Raw genomic sequence first — 18,002 nt, 5'->3', positions numbered from 1 at the left:
CACTTTGACGGTGCACGTGCTGGCCATCAGGCTCGGCGTTGCGCACCACGAAGGGCAGACCAAAAAATCGAAGCGGGAAAAACCCCGGACCGTCCCTGGTCAGCCCTGCAAGCTAGCTCGCAGGGCAGAAATCGGGCCACGCTGACGATGGTGACGAAAAAACGTAAACACGTGAGCCCTCCTTTCAAGACGTTCGAGTGTGCGGAGCGATTACACCAAAGGCGGGGGTGGAGGCAAGTGGAGCGCTCTTCCTTCTCCCACAGGGGGAGAAGGAAGAGGCGCTCTACTTCCCCGGCCTGCCTGTCTTGCCCGGCCGGCGCTTTTCGCGGCGGGCGTCGCCTGGGTCCTCGTAGGAGCCGATACCCGCGCGCTGGCGAACGATTGGTTTGGCGTCGCGATCCTTCGCGCCCCCCTCTGCCCTGCCGGGCATCTCCCCCACAAGGGGGGAGATCGGCTGGGGCTTCGTCGGTACTTTTCCTTCGACCGGCTTTTCAGTCCGCCGCACCGTCATCTCGTCGAGCGAGTTTTTCTTGAACAGCGGTTTGACCGGCTCGCCGGGAATGCCGAAATCGGAGCCGTGTGCTTCCTGCGCCGACTGTTTCTTGAACAGCGAGCGCGACACGGCACCCGCCGGCGTCGGCATGTCGGTGCCCGGGCCCATGTCGTCAATCGATGGTTTGGCGAAGAGCGGCTTCTTCACCGGCACGGCGCCATCGGCGCCCATCTCGTCAAGGGCCGGCTTGCGGAAGAGGTTGGGCCGGGCCGCCTTGGCTACCTCTTCGGCGGCGCGTGCTTCGTCGAGCTTGCGGAAACGCTCCTGCTCCTCCGCCGTGCGGTGCTTGGCCACGCCCTTGTTGTGCTTGCCTTTTTCGCGGCCCGAGACCGGGCTTTCCATGTCGGCGTATTTGGCAAGCGGGTCTTCGGAGATCGAGAGTTCCATCTCGCGCAGACGCTTGATTTCGTCGCGGATGCGGGCGGCCTTCTCGAAGTCGAGATTGGCGGCGGCGTCGCGCATCTGCTTCTCCATGGCGTCCAGATGGGCCTTGAGGTTGTTGCCCATCATGGCGCCAGCGCTGTCGGTGAACTGCGAGATGTCGGCGCGGACGTGGTCCTTTTCGTAGACCGAGTCGAGAATGTCCGAGATGCGCGACTTCACCGATTCCGGGGTGATGCCGTTGGCGGCGTTCCATTCCATCTGCTTTTCGCGGCGGCGGTTGGTCTCGGCCATCGCGCGCTCCATCGAGCCGGTGACCTGGTCCGCATAGAGGATGACCTTGCCGTCGACGTTGCGGGCGGCGCGGCCGATGGTCTGGATCAGCGAGGTCTCCGAACGCAGGAATCCTTCCTTGTCGGCGTCGAGAATGGCGACGAAGCCGCATTCGGGGATGTCGAGGCCCTCGCGCAGAAGGTTGATGCCGACCAGCACGTCGAAGGCGCCGAGGCGCAAATCGCGCAGGATCTCGATGCGCTCGAGCGTGTCGATGTCGGAGTGCATGTAGCGCACGCGCACGCCCTGCTCGTGCAGGTACTCCGTCAAATCCTCGGCCATGCGCTTGGTCAGCACCGTGACCAGCGTGCGGTAGCCGGCGGCGGTGGTCTCGCGGATCTCACCGACGACATCGTCGACCTGGCTTTTCGCCGGGCGCACCTCGACCGGCGGATCGATCAGGCCGGTCGGGCGAATGACCTGCTCGGCGAAAACGCCGCCGGATTGTTCCATTTCCCAACCGCCGGGTGTCGCCGAGACGGCGACGGAGAGCGGGCGCATGGCGTCCCATTCCTCGAAACGCAGCGGCCGGTTGTCCATGCAGGAGGGCAGGCGGAAGCCATATTCGGCCAGCGTCGCCTTGCGCCTGAAGTCGCCGCGATACATGCCGCCGATCTGCGGCACGGTGACGTGGCTTTCGTCGATGAAGACCAGCGCATTGTCGGGAATGTATTCGAACAGGGTCGGCGGCGGATCGCCCGGCTGGCGGCCGGTGAGGTAGCGCGAATAGTTCTCGATGCCGGCGCAGGAGCCGGTGGCTTCCAGCATTTCGAGGTCGAAACGGGTGCGCTGCTCCAGCCGCTGCGCTTCGAGCAGGCGGCCGGCCCGCTCCAGTTCCACCAGCCGGTGCTTGAGTTCTTCCTTGATCGACTTGATCGCCTGGTTCAGCGTCGGGCGCGGCGTCACATAGTGCGAGTTGGCGTAGATCTTGACGCTTTTCAGCTCGCCGGTCTTCTGGCCGGTCAGCGGATCGAACTCGGTGATCTGCTCGATCTCGTCGCCGAACATCGAGATGCGCCAGGCGCGGTCTTCCAAGTGGGCCGGAAAGATCTCGATCGTGTCGCCGCGCACGCGAAACGAGCCGCGCACGAAATTGATGTCCTGGCGCTTGTATTGCTGGGCGACGAGATCGGCGAGCAAAGCGCGCTGGTCGAGCCGGTCGCCGATCTGCATCTGGAAGGTCATCGCCGTATAGGTCTCGACCGAGCCGATACCGTAGATGCAGGACACCGAGGCGACGATGATGACGTCATCGCGCTCGAGCAGAGACCGCGTCGCCGAATGGCGCATGCGATCAATCTGCTCGTTGATCGAGGATTCCTTCTCGATGAAGGTGTCGGTGCGCGGGACGTAGGCTTCCGGCTGGTAGTAGTCGTAATAGGAGACGAAATACTCCACCGCGTTGTCGGGAAAGAATTTCTTGAACTCGGAATAGAGCTGCGCGGCCAGCGTCTTGTTGGGCGCCAGGATCAGTGCGGGGCGCTGCGTCTCCTCGATCACCTTGGCCATGGTGAAGGTCTTGCCGGAACCGGTGACGCCAAGCAGCACCTGGGTGCGGTCGCTGTTGTCGACGCCTTCGACAAGATCCTTGATCGCGGTCGGCTGGTCGCCGGCCGGTTCGAAATCCGACACCATCTTGATGGCGATGCCGCCTTCGGACTTTTCCGGCCGGGCGGGGCGGTGCGGAGTCCACAGGACGCCGTCCTTGTGCAGCGGATTGCCGGATTCGATCAGTGCCGAGAGAGCGGCGACCGTCGCGGTGACGCCGCTCGACGTCATCGTCTCGGCTTCTTCCAGCGAAACATCGAGGCCAGCGACCGGATTGAGGCCCGCCGCCGCGCGTTCGCGGGCGGTGGCCGCGCCGCCCATCGAGGTGCCGCGTGCCGTGCGTCCGGGCGCGGCGGAGCGTTCGGGGATCTTCTTCGACGGCTTTGGCGATTTGCCGCCGTCGCCCTTGCCGACCTGGCGCCCTTCGCGTTCTGCCTCCTGCTCGATCTGTTCGGCCCAGTCGGCGATCGAACCGGTCAGCGGCGTGCCCGAGAGTTCAGGCTGCGGCATCTCGGCGAAGCCGCCCCTGTGCAGCGGTTCCGAGGCGTCGAAGAAATCGGTCAGCGGGCTGCGCCGCTTCGGCGCGGCGCGGTCGTCATTCGCCGTCGGCGGCGTTCTTTTATCGGGGGATTTGGCCATGACCCGAATATGGGAGGTCTTAGCGAAAATGGAAAGAGCGCGATGGGGCAAGCCGCATGCCCGGATGCAGCTCCTGACAGAAGGCTGTCAGGAGGAGGCAGTGCCAAGGATTGCCTGCCTGTCGCGGTCAGGCGCCGCGTGCGTTGTCCGTCGCTACGCGGGTCGCCGATCCGTTCAGGCGCGGCACCACGACGAGCCGCGTGACCTTGCCCTTCTTGAAGGCGGCGAGGAAGCGGGCGTAGTCCCGGAAGACGACACAGCCATTGGACTCGGCGCGGCCGCCGCGCAGCATGTAGGTGTGGGCGAGCAGGCCGTTGCGGTTGTACTTGTTGCCGCCATTCACCGGCGTCAGGCGTATGGCCTCGACACCATGGAAGCGGGATTCGCGCAGCGACAGATTGTAGGTGTTGGGCGGCGTCGGGCCGCGATCCTTGACGTCGACATAGCGCGGCTGGTCGACCATGGCGCCGAGGCCCGAATGTGCCTCGAGCCGCTGGCCGTCGGGCATGTAGACGGTCTTGGCGCTGATGTCATAGACGGCGACGCCGTGGCCGGCTCCGCTTCCGGCGGTCGGCCCGTTGAACAAGTTCCTGAATGCCTGGCCAAGGCCGCCAGAGGGCGTGTCCGGCTTGGCGTAGGCCAGCACGTCGCCGCCTTCGCCAGACCGGCCGGCGCGGGCCGGCCTTGCCGGCTGGGCTTGCTGGACCGGCTTTGCCTGCGGCGCCGGCTTCTGCTGGGCGAGCTTGGGCTGAGCAATCCTGGGCTGCGGAGCCGGCTCATCCTGCTCCACGGCCTTGGGTTGCGGCGCGTCATATTGCGGGCGACGGGTCGGCAGCGGCACGTCGTCGGTCAGCGCATCCGGCAAGGAGGCGGCGTCGCCGGGCTGTTCCTGCTGGGTCTCGACAGGCGCAACCGCGACATCGGCTGAGGATTCGGTCATCGGCAGTGGCGAGGCGAATGCCTCATCCTCGACGGGCATCGACTGCACGAGGGCCAGCGCCAGTTGCGCGTTGTCAGGCGTCTCCGACTGGGCAAGGCCCATCGGCGCGGGCGCGGTCTGCACGACAACGGAACCGGTGTCGACACGAGCGAAACGTTCCGCTGCCGGAGCCGGCATGTCATCAGACAGGCTGGCCATGACCTGAACGGAGGGCACCAGCGATGCCTCGGTAATATGCGGCGCGGCCTTGGAAATCACCGGGCGGGCGTCGGCCGTGGCAACAGGCTTGCCGGCACCGGCAAAGACGGCGGCAAGCTTGGTCGGCGACAGCGACGCTTCCACGCGTTCGAAACGCTCCTGCGCCTTCGACTTCAAAATTGGCTGTTCCGGCTTTGCCTGCGCCACGAGGCGCGCGGATTTCTCCGCCAGCGGGCTCACGCGGGCCAGCTTGAAGCAACTGGCGCCGCATTGCACCGCGTGGTCATGCAGGGCCTGCGCGCCGCCATGGGCATTGGCGAGCACGAAGGGCGCCGAGGATCTGAGGAAATGTTGCTTCAGCGGATCGGCCAGCGCCAGCGAGCCAGGCATGGACAGCGTCTGCGGCAGGCCGCCCGATGTCGCCGACAACGAGGCGCCGACGGAACTGAGGCCGGCCATGGTGCCGATCAGCCAGAGGCCGACGGCAGCGCTGACACCGGGCACCGCGACCCAGCGGACGATCCGTTGCGGGTTGAAGGAAGGGGTGCGCGGCGCATCGACGAACTCGCCGCCCTCGCGCTGGTCCCAGATTATTTTTCGTTTACTCGACAACGCCATGCAACCAATCTTGCTCCAATCGGTTTTCCCCGTACGTGGCCTTGTCAGCCGCGACGACCATTCTGTGAGTGATCCCAGGTGGTCCCCGACGCGTTTGCCGCGCCTGTCGTTGGTTGCCGATTGCTTCAAAATATGGACAAAGTTGGTTAACCAATCCCTCTCAAAACCAACCAAGAGACGTGGACTTTGTGCCAAAAAAGGCTCGTCCACGATCATGCACGCGGTATTGCAGGCCTTCCGAAGCAAGTTTGCTGCCTGTTTTTGGCGGCCGAGTCAAGCAAAACGGCCTGCGCCAAATCAGCAAAAAGCCAACCGGGATCACGCCGGGTGAGGGTGCTTGCCGATCGCTTCGGCTGAAAAAGGCCCCGTCGACCGGCCAAACTGTTGCCCTACTGCCACAAAATCCCAGGCCGGGCGGCTGCCTTCCGACGGCCATTGACTCGTTTTGGGAGGCGGTGCAATCGGATTAAAGTGCTTGGTTTTGGGGTGGCAAAGGCCACTTTTGGAGGCTTTTTCCATGAAGCGTCGGGACTTCTTGGCGCTGTCGGCGGGTGCTGCGGCGTTTTCCATTCTTCCGGCCTCGGTCAGGGCCAATGTGCCGGTCCCCTACGACCGCAACGCCGAACTCCCATTCAACGACAAAAAATCGTTCATCGACTGGATGGTGGCCAATCGGGGCGAGGATCCGAAGTTCCTGGCCGGGCGATTCGATCGCTTCCAGATCATGGTCTACAACAAGGACGTGCTGGACGACCGCAACAAGCGTGCTTTCCTCGCCACGCCGCGCGAGGAGTTCGTGCTGCCGCAGAATCTGGCGCGCGCCTATGATCATGCCTTCCTCGACATCGGCTACGGCGTGACCATTTCCGGCCCGCACCTCGTCGGGCGCATGACGACGGCTATCGACGTGCAGTTTGGCGAAGCCGTGCTCGAGGTCGGCACAGGCTCCGGCTACCAGTCGGCCTATCTGGCCAATCTCACCGACAAGGTACACACGATCGAGATCATCAATCCGCTGGCCCAGCGCACCCGCCGCACCTATGACGCGCTGATCGATCGCGGCTACAGCGTGTTCGGCTCCGTCACCAGCCGCAATGCCGACGGCTATTATGGCTGGGAGAGCGTCGGCCCGTTCGACAAGATCATCGTCACCTGCGGCATCGACCACATCCCGCCGTCGCTGCTGCAGCAGCTCAAGCCCAACGGCGTCATGGTCATTCCGGTCGGTCCGCCGGGTGCCCAGCATGTGCTCAAGGTGATCAAGCAGCAGCTTGCCGACGGCACGTTCAACATCGTCCGCTCGGACATCTACAATGGCAAGGTGGTGCCGTTCGTGCCGTTCACCAAGCTGGAAGGCGACCAGATCGTCGGCACGCACAACGGATGAGTTGCCGCGCCGGTCCAAGCCTGTTGAGCTGAACCGCCGCATCAAGGGGCTTGAATGACGGCTGTCGTATCGACCTCTCGGCCAAGCATCGCCTCGCTGGAGGCGCCGCGGCTCGCGCACTATCTCGCGGTCGGGCTGATCGCCGGCGCCATCATCGCGCTGCAGATCGCGGTCATGCGGGTGTTCGCCGTCGGCAGCTGGTCGCATTTCGGCTCGCTGGTGGTCAGCCTCGCCATGCTCGGCTTCTCCTTGTCCAGCGTCGTGATCTTCGCCGGCAAGGGTTGGTTCGACCGCCATTGGCAAGGGGCCGCCACGGCGGCCCTGCTGCTGATCGGCCCGCTCGCTGTCGGCTCCAACCTCGTTGCCCAGACAGTGCCGTTCAACGCCATCTTCCTGGTTTCCGACCCGGCGCAGAAATGGCGGCTGCTCGCCAATTTCCTGCTCTATCTCCTGCCGTTCCTGGCCGGCGCGTTCTTCCTCGGCATCGTCTTCCTGAAAAGCCGCACCGCGTTCGGCCGGGTCTATTTCGCCGACCTTACCGGCTCGGGGCTGGCCGGCCTCGTGGTTCTGGTATCGCTTTATCTGTTCGCGCCGGAAACCATCATCGTCGTGCCGCTGCTTTTGTGGGCGGCCGGGTCGCTGCTGTGGTTCTTCGCGTTCGGCGCCTGGAAGAGTGTCGTCGCCGGCGTGGTCGTCGCGGCGCTGTCGATATCAGGCTATCTCGTGCTGCCCGGCCTGCTTGGCATACCCGACATCGCCGTGTCGCAGTACAAGGGCGTCGCCTATGCCCGCAACTTTCCCGACGGCAAGCGCATCTACCGCAGCGTCTCGCCATTCGGCGACCTGCAAGTCTATGCCAGTTCCTACATGCATTTCGCGCCGGGCCTGAGCGACAACGCCGCCTTCGGCATGCCCGAGGTTCCGGCCAACACCTATGTCGGCATGTACCGCGACGGCGACGGGCCGGAAGGCATCATGCGCAATCTGGCGCCGGCCGAGCAGGTCTATTTCCGCTACCTGCCGATGCACTATCCCTATGTGATCAAGGACAAGCCCAAGACATTCGTCGTGCAGTTCGGCGGCGGTATCTCGACGCAGGCCGCACTCAATGCCGGATCGACCTCGGTGACCGTCGCCGAGAGCAACCCGATGACGTTGCGGGCATTCCGCGATCCGGTGCTGAAGGACGTGACCGGCGACATCCTGGCCGAGCCGCGGCTCAAGGTGATCGACTATGACGGGCGGCTGTTCCTCGCCAACACGACAGAGCGCTACGACGTCATCGACCTCAGCCTCGCCGACAGCGTCGGCCTGTCCAATCCCGGCGGCTTCGCCATTTCGGAGAAATACGCCTACACGCATGAGGCGATGCTGAGCTACATGCACGCGCTGGCCGATGGCGGCGTGCTGTCGGTGACCTTGTGGAACAAGGAAGAGCCACCGAAATCGGTGCTGAAGCTTTATTCGACCATCGCCGAGGCGGCCAGGACGTTCGACAGCCAAGGCGCGGCCAACGACATCTTCGCCGTGTCGAGCTACCTGTCGACAACAACGGTGCTGTTCAAGCGCGGCGGCTTCACCGAGGCCGAAATCAAGACGCTGCGCGACTACACCAGGTCGATGTCCTGGGAGGAAGTCTATTATCCGGGAATGATTTATGACGGTTCGGGCGCGCAAAAGGTGCTCGACGATTACCGCGCCTCGATCTTCGGCAGCGGACAGGACGCGACGCTGACGCAGCCCGCCGCCGATGCGACGGCGCCAGCCGACGCTACCGCGCCCGCAAACCCCGACTGCGATCCGACGGCGCCTGCCGATCCGACGCTCGATGCCTGTGCGGGCGCCGGCGGTGAGGTCGGCCCGCAGGTGTTGCCGGCGACGGAACTGCAGCGCATGAGCTGGCATGCGCTCTTGACCGGTGGCTGGCAGAAGCTTGCCAACGATTATGTCTTCGACGCACGCGCGCTGAGCAACGACCAGCCCTATTTCGCGGCCTATGTGAAGGTCGCCGACCTGCCGCGCACGCTGGACCGGCTCGACCTGTTCCAGGACGATTGGGGCTACCTGCTGATCTGGGCGACGCTCGGGATCGCCTGCATCACGGCCGCATCGCTGGTGCTGCTGCCGGTCATTTTCGGCTGGCGCATCGTGTTCTCGCGCTCGCGCGGCAAGCTCGGCACCATCCTCTATTTCGCCTGTCTCGGCCTCGGTTACATCATGGTCGAGGTCGGGCTGATCAGCCGCTTCACCGTGGCGCTCGCCAATCCGACCGTGTCGGCCTCGGTGCTGATCTCCTCGATGCTGGTGTTTTCCGGGCTCGGCAGCCTGTTCGCCGAGCGCATCTTCGACCGCGCCAGGACGCTGCTGCCCGTCGTGCTCCTGGCGGTCTGCCTGCTGCTGTTCGCCTATGGCTTCTATCTGTCGCCGGTGCTCGACCGGATCGGCGCCTATCCCTATGCGGTGCGACTGCTGCTGTGCTTCCTGCTGGTGTCGCCACCGGCCTTCCTGATGGGCATGCCGATGGCCACCGCCATGACCTGGCTGGCGCGGCTCGGCAAGGAGCATCTGTTCGTCTGGGCCTGGGGCATCAATGGCTGTTTCTCGGTCATCGGCTCCGCTGCCGTGCCGATCATCGCCACCAGCTTCGGGCTGAGCGCCGTGCTGCAATGGTCGGCGATCGCCTATCTCATCGCCATCCCTGCCTTCTTCGCCGTGCTGTTGCCGTCGAAGGCGCCTGGTGTGCGGCTGGTGGCGGCCTGATGCCGGACCGGCGCGCCATCGTTGCCGGACTGCTGGCCACGGCGGCGTTTCCGGTGGCAAGCCAGGGGGCGCGCTTGCACAAGGCCATCTCAACCATCGTGCCGTTCAAGGCGTCACCCTTTCCCTACCGAGGCAAGCTGCCCGATGGCTCCGCGCCGTTTCTCGACGTGACGGCGGCGGACGGAAGGCGCGGCCACACCTCGCCGCGCGGCGGCATCTATTGGGAAGACGAGACCTATTCCGATCGCTCGACGCTGCTGGCCGTGCCAAAAGGTTTCGATCTGGCAAAGCCGGCGGTCATCGTCGTGTTCTTCCATGGCAACGGCGCGACCTTGCAGCGCGATGTCGTCGGCCGCCAGCGGGTCGTGGCGCAGGTCGAGGCGTCCGGCCTCAACGCCGTGCTGGTGGCGCCGCAATTCGCCAGCAATGCACAGGATTCCAGCGCCGGCAATTTCTGGACACCGGGCTATTTTGCCAGATTCATGGCCGAGGCAGCGCAAGGCCTGGCCAAGTTGAGCGGCGCCAAGGCGGCAAGGTTCGACGCCATGCCCGTGGTGCTGGTCGCTTATAGCGGCGGCTACAACCCGACGGCTTTCGTACTCAGGAATGGCGACATCAGTGCACGCCTGCTCGGCGTCCTCCTGCTCGACGCCGTCTTCGACGAGGCCGACATCTTCGCCAACTGGGTCGTGCAGCACCGGAAGCGTTTCCTCGTCAGCGCTTATGGCAAATCCTCGGCCTCCGGCAATGCAGAGATCAGGCAGTTGCTGGCGGGCCAGGGCATTAACGCCAGTTCCGATCCGCCACGCCGTCTCGAAGCCGGGACGGTTGCCTTGCTTGCCTCCGATGCCGCGCACGACACGTTCGTCACACGGGCGTTCGTTGGCAATCCGCTACAGTGGTTGCTCGCCCGGCTGCCCGGGTTCCAGCGCTAGATTTGGAGGTTCAGTTCCCGGCCATGCTTCTGACCGCCATCGTCATTGCCCAGATATTGGACCCGCTCAGGATACTGCTTGTCGGGATCGCCTATTTCCTCAGCCGGGTGGCCAAGCGGCCAAGCGTCGGCTGGCTTGGGTTGCTCGTGGCGATTGTCGTCATCGCCGCCGGATTTCCGTTCATGGTCCTTGGCCAGTCCGGCGGCATCGCCTGGACGACCGCGGCGATCGGCGTGATCTCGAACGCGCTCATAGCCGGCGCCCTGGCCGGGCTTCTACGGCTACAGCGGCTGTTTTTCTAAGGCGCGTCGGGCCGCATCCATCAGGGTTTCATCGCGGCAGGGCGCCATCGATGCCGGTGCCGGCCGCCGCCAGAAGCGCCGCCGCCACCGTCGCGGCGCGGCGCGCCTTCGGGCCGTGTTCGGGCCAGACGATGCGGCGCCTGATGGTCAGTGCCGGTACTTCGCGCGCGATCTCGATGAGATGGCCAGCGTCGAGATGGCGGCGCAGCACCAGTTCGCTGGCCAGCAGCGCGCCCATGCCGGCGATCGCCGCTTGCGCGGCGACGATGGTCAATCCGAAGCGCGGACCCTGGTCAATGTCCTTCCGTTGCCGCGCAGCCGCTACGAACCAGTCCCGCCAGGTGGGGTAGACATCGTCACCCATCATCGGGTCGATATGCAGCAGCGGCATCCTGTCCAGCACGTCGGCCCTGTCCGGCCCGGCATGATGCTGGACCAGCGCCGGTGCGCAGGCGGGGATGACCCGCTCGGTGAAGAGGTCGAGTGCGGCGATGTCGGATGCCGATCCCTTGCGATAGCTGATGGCAAGGTCGACGCCTTCCTCGGCCATGGCATCGAGCGCAACGGACGCGACGATGCGAACCTCGAGCCGCCCCAGGGCCGGCCGCACCATGGCCAGGCGCGGCGCCAGCCAGAGCGAGGCGAAAGACGGATCGGCCGAGATGGTGAAGGTTTCGGCCTGGCGTTCGAAGCGCAGCCGGCGCATGCCGGAGGCCAGCGCATCGAAACCGCGATCGATATCGGGCAAGGCGGCCTCGGCGGCGCGGGTGAGCACGATGCCGTTGCCCTCGCGCCGCACCAGCTTGACGCCGAGCCGCTCTTCCAACTGCCGGATCTGATGGCCGATAGCGCCGGGCGTGACGCCCAATTCCTCGGCCGCGCGCGTCAGGCTGCCGGCCCTGGCGGCGGCCACCAGCGCCCGTAATCCGGAAAGCGGCAGATCCCTCAGCGTCATCATGTTTTGAATTTACCTCAATACTTGGAGAAGGGAACTCGTTTGAGTGCGGGATTTTCCTTGCCTAGGTTGGTCGAAGAAATTCAACCGCAGGGGACACCAGATGCTCGACACGCCAAAGCAACAGCAAAGACATGCCGTCGCGCCAATCCACGCCATGCGCGCGGAAGGCGCACGCATTGCCGTCGAGCTGGCGGACGGCCGATCGGCGAAACTCTCGACGCGCTGGCTGCGGCTGGCCTGCGAATGCGAGCAATGCGGCGACACCGCCTCGGGCAAGAGGTGGCTGACGCCGGCAGATGTCGACAAGGCAATCCATGCGGAAAGTTTCGATGTCTCCGTGCCGGGGCAGGTCACGGCCATCTGGCAGGACGGGCATGTGTCGCATTACGATCCGACCTTCCTGGCAGGGCATGTCGGCGGCTCGGGTCCGGTCCGTTTCCGGCCGCAACTTTGGAACAACGATCTCACCGCACGGCTCGGCCGCTTCGCTTTCGACGCGGTGGTGGCGGATGACGAAGCGCTGTTCCAGTCGCTCCGGGCGCTAAGGGATCACGGCATCGCTATGCTGACCGGAGTTCCGGCCGAGACGGAAGCAACGGCGCGGGTCGCGGGCCGCTATGGGCCGATCCGCGAGACCAGTTACGGCAAGGTGTTCGACCTCATCTCGCGGCCGGATGCGCGGGTGGCGGGCGAGACGGCGCGGGCGCAGATCCCGCACACGGACGAGCCGTTCCGCTACGCGCCGCCGGGCTTCATTTTCTTCCACGCCATCCGCACGGGCGCCGGCATCGGCGGCACCTCGCTGATGGTCGACGGCTTTCATGTCGCCGAACGGATGCGGACGCGCACGCCGGACCTGTTCGATCTCTTGACGCGGCACGGCGTTACCTTCCACCGCGAACATGAAGGCGAGGTGTTCTTCAGCGCCGAGGCGCATGTCATCAGCCTCGATGCGGCGGGCGCGGTCACCGGCATCCGCTACAATGACCGCTGCCTGGCGCCGCAATGGGCGCCTCTGGACCGGATCGATGGGTTGATCGAAGCGCTGGCCGAACTGACGCGGCTGATCTGCGATCCCCAGAACCAGTTCCAGCACCAGTTGCAGCCCGGCGAAGTGCTGGTCTTCGACAACCAGCGCGTCCTGCATGGCCGAAGCGCCTTTGATCCAACGCTTGCAGTGCGGCATCTCAGAAGCTGCAACATCGACCGCGACGGCGTGCATAGCGCGTTTCGGTCGCTGGCAAGACGGTTCGCGCCCGAGGAGGCCGAGGCGGTGCTGTATCAGGGGGCGATTTTTTGAGGCGCATTGATATTCAGGTGATGCCGGTCTGCAAACGATGGTTTCCTGCGCTTCCGGTGCTCACGTACCCAAAAGTACGCTCCGCTCCGGTTCTCGGAACCCACCGTTTTCGACTCGGCCTGACCTGAGTCTCAACACGCCTTGCAGCGCGCTCCTCTCGACTTGAGATGACTTTTCTTAGTTAAACCACAGCGCGAACGTCAAAAACCCGCCGCCGCCGAACTCTCGTTGGATCTGGTCGAAATCCTCGCTGGTCAGGATCCTGCCGGTCTCGAGATAGGGCGCGATTCCGGGGCCGGTGATCGACAGCACCAGGTCGAAGGGTTTTGGTTCGTCGAAGAAGCGCTTCATGTTGATGCCTTTGCCGGTGATGCGGAAATGCGGCAGCAGCGCCCGGCCTTCGAGCAGGTCCTCGGCCATGGTCAAGGTGGCAAGCCAGGCCTGTACCTGCTCCTCGCCGACTTCGAGGCCCGTCAGCGGGTTCTCTCCCTTCTGTTGCGGACCGGGCAGCCATTCGCGGTCATTGTCCGTCTCGGCGCGGATCGCCTTCCAGTCCTCGCGCGACAGCCGGATCATTTCGAGCAATTCCTGGCGCGCCGCCTTGCGGCGTTCCGGCTCGACCACCGGCCAGTTGATCATGTGCACCATCGAGATGAAATCGGCGATGCGCCATTCAGAGGAGAAGATGTTCGAGCCCATCTCGCTCGGCGGCGGCACGAGAATGTCCTGCAACGGCAGCCTGGCGCGCGGGAACAGCATGTGGAACGAGCCATCGAAAGTGTTTTTGAAATCATGCGCCAGCCAGAAATCGGCCTGTGCCATCAGGAACTCGGCATAGCCCTGCAGCCAATAGCCATCGGCGCGGTCGAAGCGGAAGGTGAGCGCGAGTGCGCTATCGCCTTGCGAGATACTGCCACGCGACAGCGCGGCCATGATCGCCGCCATGCTCTCATCCGGGGCGATGGTGCCGTCCTCGTTGAGGTCGATGCCGACATGGGTAAGGTCGATGACCATGCCGATATCGGCATCGGCCGGCACCGAGCCCAGCGTGGTGGCGGATTTTTCCAGCCGGTCGCGGAAGGCAACCAGTATGGCGCGGAACTCTTCGTAGGTCAGGGGCTCGGGGTCGGGATTGGGCGGCACGGGCAACTGCATCAGCGGCAGCATGAAGGATTGCGGGCTTTCGAAGCCGTGCCGGTGCAGGCCGCTGGCGAGCAACTCAAGTGCCGTGAAGAATTCGCCGGCGCCGGCGGCATAGGCCGATGCCGGATCTTTCGCCGCGGCGGCCTGCAGCGTCGACAGGGCGCTGTCGCGCGCGGCCACGGTCTTCGCCCCGAATAGCGCGGTTGCCGCGTCGGGCATGGCAGCGCCGGCGGAAGACAAGGGCAAAAGCACAATGAAGGCGGATGCCAGCAGGCTCGAAATTCGGTTCATCTTTCCCCCAAAACATATGTGTCGCGCCGAGCAAATATACACCATTTGTGGCGTTGCGCCCGTCGGTGTCGGTGTGGCCCAGCGGGTCATCGTCGAAGATGTGCGATTGTCGACGGACACGCTTCAACCTGTCCGGCAGACCGTCTACACAAGGCAAACGATTGGGCATCGCGTGTCGAACTATCCGCTTTCCTACAAATTGTCCTGGCTGCCGCGTTTCCTGAAACCGTCACTTGGCGGTGGCGCTGATGGGTTTGCGCCGGCGTCGGGAACGCTCATGGAGCCGCTACCCAGACAGACCGTGCGGCTGGCCTTCGTCGGCGACATTTCGGCGGTGGCCAACCGCCGTGCGCCGGACTGCGACCCGGTGATCAAGGCGTTGCTTGGCGGCGCCGACCTTGTGATCGGCAATTGCGAAAGCCCTGTCGTGGACAGGCCAAGCGCGGTGCTGGGCACGAGGCTCGGCACGCATCATGCGATGAGCGAGCGGTTTCTGGCCGAGGCGCTCGCCGCGACCGGTCTTGCGCGCGAAAAGCTCGTGCTTTCGCTGGCCAACAATCATGTGCTCGACCAGGGCGTCGCGGGTTTCGACGAGACGGTGGCGGCACTGAAGCGGCTCGGCATCCGCACCATCGGCCTGGCCGCCAATGGCCCGGTGCAGACGGTCAAGGTGGGGTCGCTGGAGGTCGGCCTGGCGGCTTTCACGCTGTGGCGCAATGCAGATGAGAGCCTGTTTGCCGGGCGTGTGTCGATGTGCGGCGATCTGGCCGGCTGGCCGCGCGTCGATCTTCTCTGCGCGGTGCCGCATTGGGACTGGGAGTTCCGGCATTTTCCGCGCGCCGGGACGCGGGCATTGGCCAGGCGCCTGGCCGGCCAGGGCGTCGGGCTGATCGCCGGCCATCATGCGCATGTGGTGCAGCCGGTGGAACGGATCGGCGATGCGATCGTCGCTTACGGGCTCGGTGATTTCCTCGGTACCGCCTTGGCGCGACAGCCGTGGCCGGGGCGCATTGGCGGGATTTTCGTCGTCGATGTCAGTGCCGATGCTGCGACGCGTGGTGCGATCGCCTCCTTCCGGCTGCATCCGTTCGTGCGGCTGCGGGGCGGGGATCATGAAAGGCTGGTGCCGGTGGAGGGGCTTGCGGGTGTGATGAGGGCAAAGGTCGAGCGGCGGTTGAGCGCGGTTTTTCCTTCTCCCCTTGTGGGAGAAGGTGGATCGGCGCGATAGCGCCGAGACGGTTGAGGGGTGTTCCAGCGGAGTGAGACGTTGGTGTTCCCTGGAACACCCCTCATCCGACCTCACTTCGTGAGGCCACCTTCTCCCACAAGGGGAGAAGGGAAGGTCGCGCTCGTTGCCTACGGCTGGCGACTTTCCCGGAAATGCAGCTATCATGCGATAGTATTGGCAGCGGGGGTGGCGGTGGAAACAGCGGATTTCATGCCTGATGACACTGTCATCGCCGGCATCCGGAAGAACATCGAGGCCTATGAGGCGGCGCGGGCCTCGGCGGTGCGGCAGGTGCGCTGGCGGGTGCCGCTGTTCGTCGGCCTGGCATTGGTGGCGGTGGTGGTGATCGCCTGGCTGTTCAACAAGGTCGCCGACCCCAACGAGCAATGGTTCTCGACGCCGCATGTGTTCCTCTATGTCATCGGCTTCGCCGCTTCGATCCTGCTCTACTTCCAGGCCATCAAGCCGGCGACGCGGCTGCAGCAATCGTTCCGCGACACGCTGCTGCCGATCATCTTCGGCTTCATCCGCGAGGTGCGCTACCAGCATGGCGGCAGGCCGAACTCGTTCGACCGGCTGCCGCGCGAGGCGGTCGGGGCTTTCAACCGGCAAGCCTTCGATGATGTCGTTTCCGGCCGCTACGAAGAGTTTCCGTTCGAGCTTTACGAAGCGGAACTGCGGGAAGGGACCGGCAAGGGCTCATCGACCGCCTTCAAGGGCGTCATCGTCGCCTTCGAGGCTGTCGAGCCGTTCCCGGGAATCCTGGTGGCGACGCGGCGCACAAACGCTGTCGTCGGCTTCTTCCGCGGCCTGTTCGGGTCCAAGCTGCAGGAGCTGTCATCGGGGGAACCCTTGCTTGACGCGGCTTATGAATTCCGCACCGACAACATCGAGGCGGCACGGCCGCTGGTGACCGGCCGGCTGGCGCAGGCGCTGAAATGGCTGGGCGAGACCTGGCCGGACGATCCGGCCCGCGTCGCGCTCAATGGCAGCGACGGTTTCCTGCTGTTGCCGCAGGCGAAGAACTTCTTCGAGCTGCCCGAGGTTTCGGTGCCGCTCGACTACACCAGGCATGTGGCGCCGATGATCTCGGACATGGGCGCCATGCTGGCGACGGCAGCACTAGTGCGCAAGATCGGGGTGAAGGGCGAAGCCAGTTAGCCGGCCGGCATGATCAGCAATCAAATCCGTATTTGCCGCGCATGTAGTCTGCTTCTTCCTTGGGCATTCTCTTGAACATGACACAGACGGTGAAGCTGCCGACCTGCCGTCCGTCCCGGGTGTAGCCCCAATCGGAAACATCGTCCCTGGTGAATTCGATATTCTGGCCGAGGACGACATTGCGAACTTCTTCCGGCTGGTTCGCCAATATGCCGGCAAAGCCGGTCTCGGTGCGGCGGAACGGGATGACCCAGAAGTGCTCGGTGACGTTGCCGTCACGCACCTTGACCTTCAATTTGAATCGCTCGGTGCCGGAGGGAGGCGCTTCGGCCAGGGCCAGGAATTCATCCAGGCTGGCGAGTGCCCGCGCGGTCGCCGCCGTCATTTCAGGGTCGCCCGGGGCGAAGGTGACCGTCTTGTCATCGCCCGGATCAGCGCCTTGTGCGCCGGCCAATCCCGGCGCAAGCGCCAGCATGAGGGATATGATGGTTCGAACTGCCAGTTTCATGGTGGGCACCCCTCATCGCAGCGTTGGAATGATCCTGCATTTATTTTGAATTTGCAACCATAGCGCGAGTCTATCCCACCTTTTGTGGTCTCGGTTGAGCTGATCCGTGAAACAAAACTTGTATCAATGGAAGATCGGCAGGCTGTTGCGTGATGCAATCCGGGGTGGATTGTGGCGGCTGCGTGATGGCCGCGAGGGGGCCGCCGCAATCTGCTAAACGATTCTTTTCGTGGATGAACGGCGCGTGTCGAGGCAAACGGTACGGCTGGAAATCGCGTCGGCCGCATGCAATGTGTCGGAATTAAGCCTATGATTTCCTTTGCTAAAATTCACCGAATGTGATTTGCGGGCGGCAGGCTTTCCGTTTCAGTTTCGGGTCGTCCGGCCCAGTCGTCTGCCAAGGCGGCCCGGAAAATTGAAACAGCACGGAGTGCTATCGATGAAGAAGACCCTCGCAACCACCGCCGCTCTGCTCGCCTTCCTCGGCACGGCCTATGCCGCGTCCGTTCAGGGCACCATCCAGGCGGTCGATCCGACGACCAAGTCGATCACGCTCGACGACGGCAAGATCTACCAGCTGTCGCCGGAAGCGAAGATCGGCAAATTGAAGGTCGGCGCCAAGGTGGCGGTAACCGTCGATGACAAGACCGGCATGGTGACGTCGATCAAGAAGGCTTCGTAGAGGCTTCTCCCTTCTCCCCGTTCACGGTAGGGCAATCGCATATGAAACTTCTCGAAGGTTTGCCCGGCACGTACCCCCACCCCTAACCCCTCCCCACAAGGGGGAGGGGGACTCTGTAAGCGCTGATTTCAGGAAGT

General features: G+C 64.3%; 13 protein-coding genes. 8 read left to right on the top strand and 5 right to left on the bottom strand.

Annotated features, from left to right (window positions below; all coding sequences use genetic code 11):
- Nucleotides 1-283: 283 nt before the first annotated feature.
- Nucleotides 284-3,454 (bottom strand): excinuclease ABC subunit UvrB, encoded by a 3,171-nt coding sequence (gene uvrB / locus FJ977_RS34940; protein ID WP_140777236.1) that lies wholly within the window; start codon nt 3,452-3,454, stop codon nt 284-286.
- Nucleotides 3,455-3,581: 127 nt separating this feature from the next.
- Complete coding sequence (locus FJ977_RS34935; protein ID WP_140777234.1) at nt 3,582-5,210, bottom strand: DUF2778 domain-containing protein; 1,629 nt, start codon at nt 5,208-5,210, stop codon at nt 3,582-3,584.
- A gap of 517 nt (nt 5,211-5,727) precedes the next feature.
- On the opposite strand from FJ977_RS34935, the gene FJ977_RS34930 reads away from it, so the two are divergent.
- From FJ977_RS34930 to FJ977_RS34915, 4 genes are read left to right on the top strand one after another with little or no spacing between them, the layout of a single operon-like run.
- Nucleotides 5,728-6,597: a protein-L-isoaspartate O-methyltransferase gene (locus tag FJ977_RS34930; RefSeq protein ID WP_140777232.1), complete on the top strand. Its 870-nt coding sequence runs from the start codon at nt 5,728-5,730 to the stop codon at nt 6,595-6,597.
- Nucleotides 6,598-6,651: 54 nt separating this feature from the next.
- Nucleotides 6,652-9,357 carry a hypothetical protein gene (locus FJ977_RS34925; RefSeq protein WP_140777230.1) on the top strand — a complete coding sequence of 902 codons (2,706 nt, stop codon included), beginning with the start codon at nt 6,652-6,654 and terminating at the stop codon, nt 9,355-9,357.
- Nucleotides 9,357-10,292 (top strand): hypothetical protein, encoded by a 936-nt coding sequence (locus FJ977_RS34920; protein WP_140777228.1) that lies wholly within the window; start codon nt 9,357-9,359, stop codon nt 10,290-10,292. Before FJ977_RS34925 ends, FJ977_RS34920 begins: the two co-directional genes overlap by 1 nt.
- A gap of 23 nt (nt 10,293-10,315) precedes the next feature.
- Nucleotides 10,316-10,594: a hypothetical protein gene (locus FJ977_RS34915; protein ID WP_140777226.1), complete on the top strand. Its 279-nt coding sequence runs from the start codon at nt 10,316-10,318 to the stop codon at nt 10,592-10,594.
- Between the two features lie 28 nt (nt 10,595-10,622).
- Here FJ977_RS34915 and FJ977_RS34910 read toward each other — a convergent pair whose 3' ends face one another.
- Nucleotides 10,623-11,552 (bottom strand): LysR family transcriptional regulator, encoded by a 930-nt coding sequence (locus FJ977_RS34910; RefSeq protein ID WP_140777224.1) that lies wholly within the window; start codon nt 11,550-11,552, stop codon nt 10,623-10,625.
- Between the two features lie 100 nt (nt 11,553-11,652).
- Here FJ977_RS34910 and FJ977_RS34905 point away from each other — a divergent pair, with 100 nt between their 5' ends.
- Entirely contained in the window at nt 11,653-12,852 is a 1,200-nt protein-coding gene (locus tag FJ977_RS34905; protein WP_140777222.1) for a TauD/TfdA family dioxygenase, read from the top strand.
- Nucleotides 12,853-13,029: 177 nt separating this feature from the next.
- Here FJ977_RS34905 and FJ977_RS34900 read toward each other — a convergent pair whose 3' ends face one another.
- A complete protein-coding gene (locus tag FJ977_RS34900) occupies nt 13,030-14,286 on the bottom strand; it encodes a hypothetical protein (RefSeq protein ID WP_140777220.1) in 1,257 nt (418 codons plus the stop codon).
- A gap of 172 nt (nt 14,287-14,458) precedes the next feature.
- Here FJ977_RS34900 and FJ977_RS34895 point away from each other — a divergent pair, with 172 nt between their 5' ends.
- A complete protein-coding gene (locus tag FJ977_RS34895) occupies nt 14,459-15,514 on the top strand; it encodes a CapA family protein (RefSeq protein ID WP_140777324.1) in 1,056 nt (351 codons plus the stop codon).
- Nucleotides 15,515-15,724: 210 nt separating this feature from the next.
- Nucleotides 15,725-16,675, top strand: a complete 951-nt coding sequence (locus FJ977_RS34890) for a DUF3137 domain-containing protein (protein WP_181180168.1) — start codon at nt 15,725-15,727, stop codon at nt 16,673-16,675.
- 13 nt (nt 16,676-16,688) lie between these two features.
- Here the strand turns inward: FJ977_RS34890 and FJ977_RS34885 are convergent, their stop codons facing one another.
- Nucleotides 16,689-17,183, bottom strand: coding sequence for a DUF2314 domain-containing protein (locus tag FJ977_RS34885; protein ID WP_140777216.1), 495 nt, complete (start codon nt 17,181-17,183; stop codon nt 16,689-16,691).
- A gap of 439 nt (nt 17,184-17,622) precedes the next feature.
- Here FJ977_RS34885 and FJ977_RS34880 point away from each other — a divergent pair, with 439 nt between their 5' ends.
- Nucleotides 17,623-17,865: a DUF1344 domain-containing protein gene (locus FJ977_RS34880; RefSeq protein WP_027047290.1), complete on the top strand. Its 243-nt coding sequence runs from the start codon at nt 17,623-17,625 to the stop codon at nt 17,863-17,865.
- Nucleotides 17,866-18,002 lie beyond the last annotated feature (137 nt).

Source organism: Mesorhizobium sp. B2-1-3A (genome assembly GCF_006442655.1).
Lineage (GTDB): Bacteria > Pseudomonadota > Alphaproteobacteria > Rhizobiales > Rhizobiaceae > Mesorhizobium.
This window is presented reverse-complemented; position numbering and strand designations above follow the sequence as displayed.

What these genes read in the sequence shown, in the direction of transcription:
- FJ977_RS34900 (WP_140777220.1), bottom strand. Translation starts at nt 14,286, where the DNA reads ATGAACCGAATTTCGAGCCTGCTGGCATCCGCCTTCATTGTGCTTTTG.
- FJ977_RS34935 (WP_140777234.1), bottom strand. Translation starts at nt 5,210, where the DNA reads ATGGCGTTGTCGAGTAAACGAAAAATAATCTGGGACCAGCGCGAGGGC.
- uvrB (WP_140777236.1), bottom strand. Translation starts at nt 3,454, where the DNA reads ATGGCCAAATCCCCCGATAAAAGAACGCCGCCGACGGCGAATGACGAC.
- FJ977_RS34930 (WP_140777232.1), top strand. Translation starts at nt 5,728, where the DNA reads ATGAAGCGTCGGGACTTCTTGGCGCTGTCGGCGGGTGCTGCGGCGTTT.
- FJ977_RS34920 (WP_140777228.1), top strand. Translation starts at nt 9,357, where the DNA reads ATGCCGGACCGGCGCGCCATCGTTGCCGGACTGCTGGCCACGGCGGCG.
- FJ977_RS34880 (WP_027047290.1), top strand. Translation starts at nt 17,623, where the DNA reads ATGAAGAAGACCCTCGCAACCACCGCCGCTCTGCTCGCCTTCCTCGGC.
- FJ977_RS34885 (WP_140777216.1), bottom strand. Translation starts at nt 17,183, where the DNA reads ATGAAACTGGCAGTTCGAACCATCATATCCCTCATGCTGGCGCTTGCG.
- FJ977_RS34925 (WP_140777230.1), top strand. Translation starts at nt 6,652, where the DNA reads ATGACGGCTGTCGTATCGACCTCTCGGCCAAGCATCGCCTCGCTGGAG.
- FJ977_RS34910 (WP_140777224.1), bottom strand. Translation starts at nt 11,552, where the DNA reads ATGATGACGCTGAGGGATCTGCCGCTTTCCGGATTACGGGCGCTGGTG.
- FJ977_RS34890 (WP_181180168.1), top strand. Translation starts at nt 15,725, where the DNA reads ATGCCTGATGACACTGTCATCGCCGGCATCCGGAAGAACATCGAGGCC.
- FJ977_RS34915 (WP_140777226.1), top strand. Translation starts at nt 10,316, where the DNA reads ATGCTTCTGACCGCCATCGTCATTGCCCAGATATTGGACCCGCTCAGG.
- FJ977_RS34905 (WP_140777222.1), top strand. Translation starts at nt 11,653, where the DNA reads ATGCTCGACACGCCAAAGCAACAGCAAAGACATGCCGTCGCGCCAATC.